At 59.6% G+C, this 13,649-nt stretch carries 11 protein-coding genes and 1 pseudogene; 6 read left to right on the top strand and 6 right to left on the bottom strand.

Translation table 11 applies throughout. The features are described from left to right. Positions 1-9: 9 nt before the first annotated feature. Genes FRAAU_RS12805 through FRAAU_RS12815 form a run of 3 tightly spaced genes read right to left on the bottom strand, consistent with a single transcriptional unit; the run spans position 10 to position 3,539 of the window. Positions 10-1,542, bottom strand: a complete 1,533-nt coding sequence (locus tag FRAAU_RS12805) for a 2-oxo acid dehydrogenase subunit E2 (RefSeq protein ID WP_014403935.1) — start codon at positions 1,540-1,542, stop codon at positions 10-12. A gap of 3 nt (positions 1,543-1,545) precedes the next feature. Continuing rightward, a complete protein-coding gene (locus FRAAU_RS12810) occupies positions 1,546-2,565 on the bottom strand; it encodes an alpha-ketoacid dehydrogenase subunit beta (protein ID WP_014403936.1) in 1,020 nt (339 codons plus the stop codon). A gap of 11 nt (positions 2,566-2,576) precedes the next feature. Beyond that, on the bottom strand, positions 2,577-3,539 hold the full coding sequence (locus tag FRAAU_RS12815) for a thiamine pyrophosphate-dependent dehydrogenase E1 component subunit alpha (RefSeq protein ID WP_014403937.1): 963 nt from the start codon (positions 3,537-3,539) through the stop codon (positions 2,577-2,579). A gap of 259 nt (positions 3,540-3,798) precedes the next feature. Between FRAAU_RS12815 and FRAAU_RS17880 the strand changes: the two genes are divergently transcribed. The 3 genes from FRAAU_RS17880 (at position 3,799) to FRAAU_RS17440 (ending at position 8,849) form a co-directional block, all read left to right on the top strand. Continuing rightward, complete coding sequence (locus tag FRAAU_RS17880; protein WP_014403938.1) at positions 3,799-6,531, top strand: winged helix-turn-helix domain-containing protein; 2,733 nt, start codon at positions 3,799-3,801, stop codon at positions 6,529-6,531. Positions 6,532-6,981: 450 nt separating this feature from the next. Further along, positions 6,982-8,196 (top strand): hypothetical protein, encoded by a 1,215-nt coding sequence (locus FRAAU_RS17435; protein WP_014403939.1) that lies wholly within the window; start codon positions 6,982-6,984, stop codon positions 8,194-8,196. After that, complete coding sequence (locus tag FRAAU_RS17440; RefSeq protein WP_014403940.1) at positions 8,193-8,849, top strand: ABC transporter ATP-binding protein; 657 nt, start codon at positions 8,193-8,195, stop codon at positions 8,847-8,849. Before FRAAU_RS17435 ends, FRAAU_RS17440 begins: the two co-directional genes overlap by 4 nt. A 166-nt stretch (positions 8,850-9,015) precedes the next feature. Here FRAAU_RS17440 and FRAAU_RS12840 read toward each other — a convergent pair whose 3' ends face one another. Continuing rightward, positions 9,016-9,198 carry a hypothetical protein gene (locus FRAAU_RS12840; RefSeq protein WP_014403941.1) on the bottom strand — a complete coding sequence of 61 codons (183 nt, stop codon included), beginning with the start codon at positions 9,196-9,198 and terminating at the stop codon, positions 9,016-9,018. A 489-nt stretch (positions 9,199-9,687) separates the two neighbouring features. Here FRAAU_RS12840 and FRAAU_RS12845 point away from each other — a divergent pair, with 489 nt between their 5' ends. Together FRAAU_RS12845 and FRAAU_RS12850 are read left to right on the top strand one after the other, a co-directional pair. Then, positions 9,688-10,533 carry a DUF3289 family protein gene (locus FRAAU_RS12845; RefSeq protein WP_014403942.1) on the top strand — a complete coding sequence of 282 codons (846 nt, stop codon included), beginning with the start codon at positions 9,688-9,690 and terminating at the stop codon, positions 10,531-10,533. Further along, entirely contained in the window at positions 10,520-10,984 is a 465-nt protein-coding gene (locus tag FRAAU_RS12850; RefSeq protein WP_052317907.1) for a DUF943 family protein, read from the top strand. Before FRAAU_RS12845 ends, FRAAU_RS12850 begins: the two co-directional genes overlap by 14 nt. 716 nt (positions 10,985-11,700) lie before the next feature. Here FRAAU_RS12850 and FRAAU_RS12855 read toward each other — a convergent pair. Then, a complete protein-coding gene (locus FRAAU_RS12855) occupies positions 11,701-11,928 on the bottom strand; it encodes a hypothetical protein (protein WP_041270583.1) in 228 nt (75 codons plus the stop codon). An 88-nt stretch (positions 11,929-12,016) separates the two neighbouring features. Here FRAAU_RS12855 and FRAAU_RS17745 point away from each other — a divergent pair. Next, positions 12,017-12,172, top strand: a pseudogene (locus FRAAU_RS17745) (IS30 family transposase); the annotation flags it as partial. 259 nt (positions 12,173-12,431) lie between these two features. On the opposite strand, the gene FRAAU_RS17750 reads toward FRAAU_RS17745, so the two are convergent. Continuing rightward, on the bottom strand, positions 12,432-13,259 hold the full coding sequence (locus FRAAU_RS17750; RefSeq protein WP_014403945.1) for a hypothetical protein: 828 nt from the start codon (positions 13,257-13,259) through the stop codon (positions 12,432-12,434). Positions 13,260-13,649: the final 390 nt, after the last annotated feature.

Raw genomic sequence — 13,649 nt, forward strand, 5'->3', positions numbered from 1 at the left:
ACGGTGCTCCTAGACCAGCATCAGGCTCGGCGTTTCCACCAGCCGCTTGAGTGCCTGCAGGAACCGCGCACCCAGCGCGCCGTCAATCACCCGGTGATCGCATGACAAGGACACCGTCAGCTGCTGCCGTACCACCAGCTGCCCTTCGCGCACTGCAGCCCTGGCCTCGCCGGCCCCGATCGCCAGAATCGCGCCCTGGGGCGGATTGATGATGGCATCGAACTGACGGACCCCGAGCATGCCCAGATTCGACACGCTGAAGGTACCGCCCTGGAATTCCTCGGGCTTGAGGGTGCCAGCCTTGGCCTTGGTGACCAAGGCGTGGATTTCGGCCGAGATGGCGCTGATCGACTTGCGATTGGCCGCACGCACGATAGGCGTGATCAGCCCCGTAGGCAGAGCCACCGCCACCGAGACATCGGCGTCGGCGAAACGGCGTATGCTCTGGGCCGTCTCGTCAAACTGCACATTGACATCCGGCACTTCCACCAGCGCCTGGCCGCAGGCCTTGACCAGCAGGTCGTTGACCGAAACCTTGACGCCCGGCAAACCGGCATTGACCTCCTTGCGCAAGGCCAGCAGGCGCTCCAGGTCCAGATCCACCGTCAGGCGGAAATGAGGCGCGTTGCGCTTGGATTCCTGCAGTCGTGCAGCGATGGCGCGACGCATGCCCGACATCGGCAGGTTCTCGACATCCGGCACAGCGGACGCCTCCGCAGCATTCGACGCGGCTGCCGGCACACCATCACGCAACAAGGAGGCCGCCTGAACGTCTTCACGGCTGACCCGACCACGGGAACCGCTGGCTCGGCAATCATGCAGATTGATGCCAAGCTGGGCGGCCAGACGACGCGCCAGCGGCGTGGCCGGTACCTGGCTGTCATCGGCGGCACTGCGCGGAGCCTTGTCCGATCGCCTCGGCAAGGCCGGTGCGGCCAGTTGCCCGCCCGCCGCGACGATCGCGGCCTCCAGATCAGCTACCGAGATGCGACCGTCACGGCCGCTGCCTTTGACCTTGCCCAGATCCACGCCCAGCCGAATGGCCTGGCGCAGCGCACGTGAGGTGGCATGGACCTGCCCGGCCTCCGTATCCCCCTGCAGGCTGGCCGGTATCCGGGTCTGTCCGGAAGCGACCGGACTGACTGGTGCCGGTGCCTGCGCCGATCTGGCGGGCACTGCAGCAGGGGACTTCGCCGCAGGCTGGGCCTTGTCCGTACTGGAAGCGGGAGCGGCCTCCGCCACGGCCGGAGTCCCGCCAAGGCTGGCAGTAAACGCCTTGAGCTCGTCTTCGGCCACCGAAGGATCGGCCGCCAGGCCCAGTGCCGCCCCTACCGGCACGGTTTCACCGGGACCGACAAGCACGCGGCGCAAGGTACCGGCGAATGGCGCTTCGAAGACATTGACGATCTTGCTGGTCTCGATCTCGCAGACTTCCTGGCCCTTGGCAAAGCTGTCGCCTTCCTTGAGCAACCATTGCAGCAGGGTGCCCTCTTCCATCGACAAGCCCCACTTGGGCATTTCCAGCGTCTTGATATCGCTCATGGCTCAGTCCTCCAGCACTTGGCGTACCGCGGCCTCGATGCGCTCGACACTGGGAATCCACAGTTTTTCCAGCGCCGGCGAGAACGGTACCGGCGTATGCGGCGGCGTCACCAGCACCGGCGCGGCCTTGAGGAAGCGGAAGGCCTTGGAGGCGATCAGTGCCGCCACATCGTGGGCGAAACCGAAGCGGGCGGCCGATTCATCGACGATCACCACTCGGCCGGTGGAGGCTACCGACTCCAGAATCGACTCTTCGTCCAGCGGAGAAATCGTGCGGGGGTCGACCACCTCCACCGAAATGCCCTCCTTGGCCAGCTTGTCGGCCACCTGATTGGCCTTGTGGACCATGGCCGAGAGGGCAATGATGGTCACGTCCTCGCCTTCGCGGGTGTAGTTGGCCACGCCCAGCGGAATGGTATAGATATCGTCCGGCACTTCGCCCTTCATGTCGTAGAGCATCTTGTGCTCGCAGAACACCACCGGATCATCATCGCGGATCGACTGGATCAGCAGCCCCTTGACGTCATACGGAGTGGACGGCACCACCACTTTCAGCCCCGGGGTGGTGGCAAAGATGTTGTAGGGCGACTGCGAATGCTGCGCCGCCGCAGAAAAACCGGCGCCGATCATGCCGCGCATCACCAGCGGGGCCTTGGCCTTGCCGCCGAACATGTAACGGAACTTGGCCGCCTGGTTGTACAGGGCGTCATGACTGACCCCGAAGAAGTCCATGAACATCAGTTCGGCGACCGGACGCAGGCCGGTGGCCGCCGCGCCGGCAGCCATGCCGATAATGGCCGATTCGGTGATCGGCGTATCAATGACGCGATCGGAACCGAATTCGGTCCACAAGCCCTTGGTCACCCCCAGCACACCGCCGAAGGCCTCGATCTTCGCTTCTTCCGGAGCATTGCCGCCGTGGCCACCACGCAGATCTTCGCCGATCAGCACCACCCGCTCGTCACGGGCCATTTCCTGGGCCAATGCCTGCTTGACCGCTTCACGATAGGTTTTGATTGCCATGCTTGCCACCCTCAATAAGAAACGTAGACGTCGGTCAGCAGGTTTTCCGGGGCGGGATACGCCGCCGCCCTGGCCTTGGCCACCGCATCGTCCACCTGGGCCTCGACCTCGCTGTCGATGGCGGCCAGCTCGTCCTGGGTGATCTCCTTCGCGACCTTGCCGGCGAAGATCTTCAGCGGATCATGCTCTTCGCGCAGGCGCTGCACTTCGCCTTCGGCGCGATACAGCGCCGGATCACCTTCGAAATGGCCATGCCAGCGGAAGGCCTTGGCCTCGATCACACTGGGGCCGCCACCTTCACGGGCACGCTTGACCGCTGCGGCCATCGCCTCGTACACGGCAAAGAAATCCGTACCGTCCACCGTCACCGCCGGCAGGCCGAAACCCGCGGCACGATGGGCGATATCACGGCCACCAACGGCATAGTCATGTCCGGTACCTTCGCCGTAGCCGTTGTTCTCAAAGATGAAAATGGCCGGCAGCTGCAGCACCACCGCCATATTGATGGCCTCGAACACCAGCCCCTGATTGGAGCCGCCATCACCGGTGAAGGACACCCCGACGCCACCGTTCTTCAAGGTCTTGGCCGTCAGCGCGGCACCGATGGCCAGCGGCGGGGCCCCACCGACGATGGCATTGGCACCCAGCATGCCCTTGGAAAGGTCGGCGATATGCATCGAGCCGCCTTTGCCCCGGCACAAGCCGCTGTCCTTGCCGAAGATCTCGGCCATCATGCCGTGGATGTCGCAGCCCTTGGCGATGCAATGTCCATGACCGCGATGGGTGGAACCGATGTAGTCGGTATCTTTCAGGTTCTCGCAGACGCCGACGGCGATCGCTTCCTCGCCGGTATACAAATGGATAAAGCCGGGAATGTCGCCGCTGGTATTTTCCTGGTGCAGACGCTCTTCGAACGCGCGGATCTCACGCATCTTGCGATAGGCCTGCAGCAGTTGCTGTTTGCTCAAAGTCATCGAACCCTCCTGGATCTGGGTGGACTGGCTGGGGCCGAGCCTGACGGGCTATCGGCCGACCGTGCCTGGATCGCAAAAAAGGTACGCGCAGGTCCCCGGTCGGCGCAGCTACCCGAATGGGGTGGGCTTGAGGGGGGCTGGGGGGGTATTCTTGGAAATCCATGGCGCGACATCGGGTCGCAGAATCGACTGCCACCCAACGTCGAGACAGCTCCGGAATGTCTGCAGGAACATGTCCAGAACACAGGTACCGCCGCGAATGAATCGCTCGCACCCCATGCGCCCCCTGCCGATGCACCTGACTCAGGGGCTGCCCCTGATCCTGACCAAGTTCGCACCACCGCGATCACCCGGTGATTTGCTGCAGCGCCCCAGGCTGCTTGAGCAACTGGATACGGTGGCACAGCGCCGTCTGGCCGTGATATGCGCCGGCGCAGGCTTTGGCAAGACCACCTTGCTGGCGCAGTGGCAACAACACCTGTCCGCCCATGGATCGCGCGTCGCCTGGCTCAGCCTGGATGAAGACGATGACAGCCTGTGGCCGTTCCTGCCCTATCTGCTGCAGGCCCTTCGCCCGCTGCATGACGGCTGGGATCCCGACTTCTGGCACCGGGTGGATGCCCAGACACCGACCAGTCTGCAGTTGCTGCTGGCCGAACTGATCAACCAGTTGCACGACTGCCCCCACGACCTGTACCTGATCATTGACGACTTCCATGTCATCAGCGATCGCGGCATCCACGATGCCTTGGGCTATCTGCTGGCCCACGCGCCGCCATCCCTGCATCTGGTGATCGGCAGCCGCCATCGGCCGCGTCTGGCGCTGAGTCGCCTGCAAGCCCAGGATCAGCTGGTGGACATCGGCGACGCTGCATTGCGCTTCAATGTGGAGGAGGCTCGCCGCTATTTGCACGACACGCTGAGCCCGCCACCCGGTGGCCACGATACCCAGCGCCTGCTGTCACTGACCGAGGGCTGGATCGCCGGCATGAAGATTGCCTCGCTGTCCCCCGGTCTGGGGGGACACCCGGGGCCGCCGCTCCATCAGCTGCAAGGTGGTACCCGCGCGATCAGCCGCTATCTGACCGAGGTCGTGTTCGATCCGTTGCCGGCCGAAGTCTTCGACTTTCTGCTGCATACTTCGATCCTGCGCCGATTCAACGCCGATCTGTGCAATGCAGTCACCGGCCGCGATGATGGCGAGGCCATGCTGGAATGGATCGAACAGCACAATCTGTTTATTTCCGCCCTGGACGAACAAGGTGTCTGGTTCCGCTACCATCCCTTGCTGCGGGAAACCTTGATCCAGCGCTTGCGTCGCGACCGCGGCCTCGACATCAAGCAACTGAATGAACGCGCCAGCCAATGGTTTGTCGAACAACGTCTGTGGGCCGAGGCCGTGCGCCATGCCTTGGCGGCCGGCAAACCCGTCGGCGGCAACGGCCAGGATGGCGCCAGCGCGCGATCCCTCGCCGAAGAAGGCGATATCGACACCCTGGTCCGCTGGATGCAGACGCTGCCCGTCAGCCTTGACCCCTCACGCATGGATCTGCAGCTGAATCTGGCCTGGGCCCTGGCCCACTATTTCCGTTTCGACGAATCACGCCAGTTGCTGGACAGTCTGGACGCGCTGGTGGCTGATCATCGTGATCACCTGCACCGCAGCACCCGGATCAAACTGCAAGTGGTGCGCGCCATCTGCGAGGCCTTCGCCGAAAACATTCCCGAAAGCCTGGCCATCGTCGAGCCATTGCTGCAGGAAGTCCCCTGCGGCGATGTCTGGGTGGACGGTCTGGTCTGCAATATCCTCAGCTACGACTATCTCGTCGATCAACGCTATGCCGAGGCCCTGGCCGTGCAGCGCCACATGCCCAGTCCCGAGGACCCGTTGCACAACCTGTTTGTCACCGTCTATCGCAATTTCATCATGGCCGAGGCCCACCTCTGTCAGGGCGAACTGGACGAGGCGTCGCAACAGGCCCGGCAGGCGCTGTTGCAGGCCGAGCGACATACCGGGCCGCACTCAAGCAGTGGCGCCACGCTCGCCCCGCTGCTGGCCGAAATCGCCAGCGAACGCGGTGAAGACGGCCAGGTAGACCTGCTCCTGGCCGACAGGCTGGAGGCGATCGACCGCTACAGTCCGCCCGACGCCCTGCGCCGCTGCTACGTCAGTCTGGCCCGCAAAGCCCTGCGTGAGGGTACTCCGCAGCAGGCCGAGCACCTGCTGGAACATGCCCAGCATCTGGCCACCCTCCGGCAATGGCCACGGGTCATGGCCTTGTTGCTCGCCGAGCAGATCCGTGTGCGCCTGCAGCGCGACGACCTGACCGGAGCCAGCCAATTGCAGCAGCAACTGGAGCATCTGGCGTCTCAGGCCAGCATCGATGATCCCCATCCCGTGCAGCGGGCTATCGCCCAGCACGCCACGCTGAGCCGCTGCCGTGTCTGGATGGCCACCGGGCAGCCGGATCTCGCCGTGGAATGGCTGGCTCGGCTGGTATCCGAGCAGGAGCGACGCCACGACCGCCTCGCCGCCATTCGCTTGCGCCTGCTGCTGGCATCGGCCCAGCGGCAGAGCGGTCATCCCGAGCAGGCCGAAATCACCGCCCACCCCGCCCTGCAACTGGCCCGCCATCAACAACTTCGGCGCAGCCTTCTGGATGCCGGTCAGACCCTGCAGCCACAGCTCGAACAGCCGCAAGATGCCCTTCCCTCGCCGAACCACGTCAAGGCTGCAGCTGTGCCACATAGGGAGACGATCGCCATCGAGGCCATGTCGCCTGCCGACGGCAGCCCGCTGGGCCTCAGCGAGCGCGAGAGTCAGGCCCTGGACCTGATCGCCGAAGGTCAATCCAACAAGGAAATCGCCCGCAGCCTGAATATCTCGCCAGAAACCGTGAAATGGCATCTGAAAAACATCTACGGCAAGCTCAACGTCAGCAACCGCACCCAGGCCATGAGCCGGTGGCGAGGACTGCGCTGGCTGAGGTAGCCGCCTTGGCCGACTCAGCCAAGCGAGAGCGACGGCCATCAGTCCGGACAAGACAGGACAAAGACGGGCGATCCGGCCGCCAGCCCAACAGCCGGCACGCAACACCGAGTCCCCCCAGGCTGAAGCCATGGGACCCACGACAACGATATATTCTCTCTGGATACCAAAGCCTCGCCAGGGACCGAGTGTCCGGCGATCACCTTCCACCGTATCGCCATGCCTTCGCTGCAACAGCTGACCAAGCTGCCCTTTCAACTCCTGTCTACACCAGCCATGTCGCTCCTGGTCCAATCCAGGGAGTTGCCGCAACTGCCACCGTCACTCATGATGGAGCCGCTGCAAACCCGGGAAGGCTTTCCAGACCTCCATATCCCTCGATCCACGAAGCTTTTCATACCGGGCTCGGATACAGGCTTTGAGTGAAGATTCAATCTTTTGCAGGATCCTGAAGTGGCGACAAGCTATCTCGCATTACGTCAATTGCATTTCCGCCACGAGCTTGTCGAGCGCTGGCGAGGACTGGACCGCATCGTTCTGGTCGGCGCCGGCCTCCTCAGCTGGGGCATCGTGTATGCCGTGGTCGGCCTGATTCTGGCACTGTCCCATGCCTTGCTGACACTGACCGAGACCGGGACCCCGACCGAGATGCGGTGGTTGACGGTCATCGGCTGGCAGGGATTGACCTTCAGCATCTTGTGGCTGGCCCGTCCGATACTCTTCATGCGAACCATCGATGCGTTTGTCGCATCGCTGCCTGTCTCGGCGCGCAGCATCTGGCTGGCCGACATCCTGATGGCCCTGCAGTGTTACTCCCTTTTATGGCTGCCCCTTCTTTGTCTGCCATACATGATCTGGCGGCAACTTCCGCCGCTGCAGGCCTTTCTGGCCTGCATGGCCTTCGCCATCATGGTTGCCGTCGGCCTGCTGTTCAACCTGCTGCTTCTGCGCAAAGCCATGACCAGCGCCACGGCAATGCTGCTGCCGCTGTTGGTCATGGTGTTTTTCCAGCCACAAAGCTTCATCGGCTTCACCGCCTTGATCGGCACAGGTCTGCTGACGACATGCGTCGCCGTCCGGCTGTTGCGACGATCATCGGAGAAACGGGCACAGCCGCCCGCCCCCGCGCCTCCGCTTTCCGGCTTCCACCAGGCCACGGCCTTGGTGCTGCTCATCGCCTGGCATGTCTTGCATGACACCCTGATATGGCGAAGCGGGATGCTGCTGGCCAGCCTGGGTCTGAGCCTGGCGCTGCCATCCCTGAGACCAACCGATCCCAGATTGCCCGAGGCGGCGATGATCATGTGCGCAGCCCTGATATCAGTGATGCTCTATGGAATGCCGGCACTGATCAGTCGCGCCGTTCTGACCCGGCTGGATTTTCTGGCGGGACACCGTGGCTTCCGGCGACGGGTCATACTGTGCTCGGCAATGCTGGCATCACTGATCTTCTGCACGATGCTCTCGGCCTGCTGGCTGACATCAAGCCACCTGATGGCGGCTGGGGCGCCGCATCCAAAAGCGATCCTTTATCCAGTGATCATGTTTCTCGCCCTTTTCATTGCAGGCGTATGGATGGCTTTGAAAATATCTATTTCGCTGCGATGGATCATGCCCACGGCACATCTGACACTTATGCTGATCCTGCTGATGGCTGCTTTCTCATGACCGAACTGCTGCTACAAGACCTGAGCCCGCGGTATGGCCGCATGACTGCCTTTTCATGCAAGATGAATCCAGGCTTGCATCTCGTGACGGGTCACAACGGCGCCGGCAAGTCATCCCTGCTGAAAACCATTGCGGGTGCCTTGCCCCCAGCAGGTGGAAGCATTTATTTCAATGGGATCAGCTTGCCGCAATGCCCAGACAAAGTGCTGCTCGTGCCCGGCGTGCCTCCAGCACTGCCTTGGCTAATCGCGGACAGGCTGCTGGACTTCATGCTGTCACTCTACCCCTCGACCCGACGCGAGCCCTCCTACCGAGACAGAGTACTGCGGGAGCTGCAGCTGGAGCACGCACTGAAAACCCCGCTGGGGGCGCTTTCGGCCGGCATGGCCAAGAAGGTCCTGATCGCCGCCGCCTTGATTGCCGCGCCTGCCGTGATGCTGTTCGATGAGCCGACCAACGAGATCGATGCCGCCTCTTGCCTGGCATTGACATCCTTGTTGGCGGAATACCGCAGCAGCCATATCATGCTGCTTGCTACCCATCATCCTGGTCCATTTATCGATATGGCCGCCAGCACTTTGAAGCTTGGCCATACGACACTATTGGAACCTCGGACACCACGGGTAGCACCTGTGGATCCAATAGCCTCCTGAGTGACTATCCCCCCGGACGAAAACAGCGCCTTCAGCACATGACATCAGGCCACATGCCGCCTCAAATCCTTGTGGAGCTTGGCGGCACATCCGCCATCAGGCCTGACATTCATGCCACGGCCAAGTCATCCGGCCAAGGCTCGCCAGGCGCGAGCCTTGTCTTTGCTTACTCCGCCGGCTGCGAAGACTGCTGGATGATTTCATCGGCCAGCTTGGCCGCCCCGGCGATCTTGGCCTTCACGGCCTTGGAAACCCCCTGCAGGTTGATATGGTCCAGCTCGATATTGGGTGAAAACTGCAAAAGGATCTGGGTGACGATCTGCGCCTTCAGTTCCGTTTCCTGATTCATGATGACCTTCCAGTCTGTGCCGCGTTATTGCGGGTCTCGAAGCATGACAGCACTTGGGCCGAAGTGCATGGGGAAACGATCCGGTCTCGGGCCATGAATCTGCAAGTTTTGCGGCAAATAGTCTGACGTAGGGGGCTTACTTACACCCCGCGGGGAATCGCACGGCCAGCCCGCTGTGGCCGCTCATCTCCACTTTTGGCGACAGTTGAAAACAGGGTGATGACCGATCACGCGCCGCATCTCGCTCGTCCTCTCGTGCTTCACATCCGCAAGGCCATCATGACGGGCGTTCGCACTTCATGAAGCAAAGACGTGGCCGCCGTCATACCCGCACCAGCCGGACGATCCAAGTCCACTCCCCAGAAGCGCGCGTATTTCGCCATCTGACTGGAGAAGGATCAGGCATCACCGCGATGCAGCCACAGCATCGCCTCCTCGGCCTCGTCGTACCAGCCCGATTGTCACATCCCATGCAGATCCGGATCGATCATGACCGCTTTGACGCTGCCCTGCACTATCTTCAAAACCCGGCACCGCATGAATGACTACACCGCCAGGGATATGCGCTGCGGCGATCTGACGGCCTATCAGCTTCAACACCAGTATCAGATGGGTCGCGTTTCAACCAAGGTCGATCCCTATCGGCTGAAAAAAATCCGTCCGTTCACTCCATCACAATATCAGCTCAGCCACATCATTAAAAGCGAAGAGAACATCACTCTGCAGCAATGCGCAAAAATAATGTTTGACGAATTTCGAAGCGCAGCGCAGCCATTTTCATTTTATGGCCCTTACAGACACTTGATTACCAAAATGATCAACCACATGCAATACAACAACGGCGCACCGTTCAGTCACATGCTCCTTGATATGGCTTTGGAGAGAAAAATAAGATCCGATACATCCGTAAACAGCATTATAAACATGATAAGAAACACCTTGAAAGAAAACATGAACTGGAGAAAGAACATCTACCCAGCCGAGAATGTACATGCATTCAGAACAAATATACTTAAAGCAACACTACCAAAATTCACATCAGTCATGGACAACTTCAATGGAATGGCCATCAGCGTTCACGATACCTGGGCTACCCATATCACCCTCACCAGCCTCGAAGTGCGAGAAGATGGTTATCTGGCCAGAATCCACTTCAGAGTTCAGGATCACTTCGGACTGGATGACAACGATGCAATCCAATATAAATCCCGGATATTTTCATTCATAGGCTTGTGGTTTGTTCTGCAACATTACGACAAACTAGGCTTCAAACCATTCGTGACAAATATGCAATCAATCATTGAAATCCATGGAAGTAAAAATGAATACAAATAAGATAATTATTGCAACAATTACACCGGCGCTTATTGCCTTGACGACCATCATTGCGCCCATCATCCAGTCAAAAACCGTCACAATTATTGACACCCACCAGGCAGGCAGTTTTGGTGACATTATCGTCAACCATTTACCATGGACAGACGATGGGAAAATATCCTGGTGGATGCATCATCGCGACGAGATCAGTGAAAAATACAAAATACCCCACCGAGATGAAAACGGAATTTACCATGTCATGATCTGGTCTTTTGGCGATGGCTACAAGGAAGAGGATGACAAAGATCGCCTTTGCTTTGAGGATATGACTGCCACGCAAAGATGCATCGAAAAGAATGCATTGCTGTTGATCAGCAGCAGCAGGAATCGTGGACTTGTTATCGAGAGTCGGGGAGCCAGCTACAGAATCGAAGCAGATGGCTCGGCCACACGACTTCGTAATCTCTGATTGAAACCAGACAATGGGTATCCCTGCCCTGCGTTGCTTCAAACGGCAAAGCGCCTGGGCTCGTCGATACAGGCGATTGTGTGGCCCCCGCACCACACACCGTTCCAAGGCTGCTCGACTATTGCAGCAGATACCAAATGAATTCAGCAGGATACGTTGCGCAAGCCTGCCGAGGCTATCGGAGGCGCTTACAGCGCAGATGGCGGGCACTGCAAAGCCTCTCCAGGCGATTTGTATCTACGGCCAAGGCAGGCGGAGCTCTTGGACCGGAGTGGTGAGAAGATCGATTCCGAAGCCGTACCCGATCATCGCAAGCCAGCCCCACGAACCAGTTCGCCCGACTGACCATATTGTCGTGGCTGGCCGGCTCATGACTTACTGATCGACGCAATCCAGCGCAAAACTCACCCGCCAGTCGACCCATCTGACACGCACCGCCTGGACAGAAGATCTGCGTCAGGTCATCAGTGACTCCGTAGCACTTTTGGCTACTCCCTGCGCGACGAATCACGTCCACGGGGCCGGCATGCTGGTCGTGGCTGGGGCCCATGCACAACCAGCGGCCTGCAGTCCCTGTGGCGGGTAGCATGTGAAAAGGCGGGACTGAAGGACATCACCCTGCACGATATCCGCGGCATGTCCGCCATCAGGCCTGACATTCATGCCACGGCCAGGTCATCCGGCCAAGGCTCGCCAGGCGCAAGCCTTGTCTTTGCTTACTCCGCCGGCTGCGAAGACTGCTGGATGATTTCATCGGCCAGCTTGGCCGCCCCGGCGATCTTGGCCTTCACGGCCTTGGAAACCCCCTGCAGGTTGATATGGTCCAGCTCGATATTGGGTGAAAACTGCATAAGGATCTGGGTGACGATCTGCGCCTTCAGTTCCGTTTCCTGATTAAGGATGACCTTCCAGTCTGTGCCGCGATATTGCGGGTCTCGAAGCATGACAGCACTTGGGCCGAAGTGCATGGGGAAACGATCCGGTCTCGGGCCATGACTCTGCAAGTTTTGCGACAAGTAGTCTGACGTAGGGGGCACCGACCTTTCGCTGCCCAGCCAAACCATGCTTGACGATATCGCACGCTTGCTCAATGGCCGTCCCCGTCAAACCCTGGGGTGGAGACCCCCGGAAGAAGCGATGGCTGAAGAAATGACGAAATGGTCGTCCGGTATTGCACTTGATTCTTGAGACCACCCATCTCCCTTCGATTTTACCCGCCCCACATCATCTTGGCGCAAGCCAGCGCCACCACGACCAGCAGCATGCCAACCACGATTGCCAAAGAGTGCTTGCCCCGTCCGAGAGGGCCAAACAAAGGACCCCATTCAAGCAGTGCGCCCAGCAGATGGGATATCCAGATAAGTAGTCCTTTCACGCCGCGGACCTCGATTCCATGCCATGCACGAACCTGATAAATACCAGTCGTCGAATGCCCTTATCTGTGATATCACAGGCCCAACGAGGCAATCTCCACAGCACTTCGAAAATCCAAGGCCACGGCTGAGACGCAGGTTTTGTAAACCCGATCCTGATGAACACCAAGAATATAGTCGACCCATGGCAGGAAATTTTCAGCAAGATAAAGCCATCCAGGCACCAAGCCAGCGGGACGAGGCACGAGGCTGAAGGCCCGTGAGCACTTGGCAATGGCTGCCGTGGCGGCTGACAACAAATCGCCTACAGCTGCATTATAATTCCACCCATCAGCGATGGAGGCACCCCAAATCGCCTCAGCGATCTTGCGTAGTGCATCCTGCTGCAAGTCATTCGGCTCCTGCAACAAAGTTCGGTCGGGTTCGGGAATACGTATGGTGCCGGGTATAAGCCCCTCATGCACCACACGCTTTATCGACGGGCCCAAACGCCTTGCCCATTGGTCCAAAGCCGGCTGGGATGCTGTTGCATGGTAGTTGCTGAAATACCGGACAATACCGTCATCGTCGTCGTAATAGGCGGCATCCAGGCGCCCATCCGGGTGAATAATCAAGGCCGCACTGTGTTTCATGCCATGGCCTTCTCGCCAGCCCTCGATATACAGGCCTCCGGTCTTGAGCTGGGTAGGAATGGCCAGATGCGTCAGATTTGCGGCAAATTTTGAATACTTCGTACCCAGCAGTGCCTGTAGCTGAAACTTTTGCGATGGCGAATCCAGAACCTCTGCTGCACTGATGCGCTGCTCCTCATACGTTGTCTGGGCCATGCCCGGCATGGCGAATGTCACCAGCCATACTGTCAAAGCCAGCAAGGCAAACCTTCCAAAATTCATGGCCCGCATCAAGCACCTCCTGATCAGTATTCACTGATTGAAGTCATTCCAAAAATATGACTTCTATGCATCCACTCCCTGTCACTGTGTACCAGCCAAGGCTTCAGTAGCCGACGTCAAGGGGGGATGGCGATGATCTCCACTTCGACATGGATTCTGGCCCCCGTTCAGAATCCATCCGACACGCAGGCCTTCAAGAGATCCCGACTGAACTCGGGATCTGCCGAGATCATAGATCTGCGTTTATGCGCAAGGAATGAAGCCCGCATGGAGATGACATCACATACTCCCATGCCCAGCAAACAGCAGGACTTGGTTCGCCAAATCGAGTATGCACAGGAGTCAAACACATGCATGAATCACCACACGCTCCCTGCCAGGACTCATCACCTCGTCGAC

This window comes from Frateuria aurantia DSM 6220 (assembly GCF_000242255.2).
Lineage (GTDB): Bacteria > Pseudomonadota > Gammaproteobacteria > Xanthomonadales > Rhodanobacteraceae > Frateuria > Frateuria aurantia.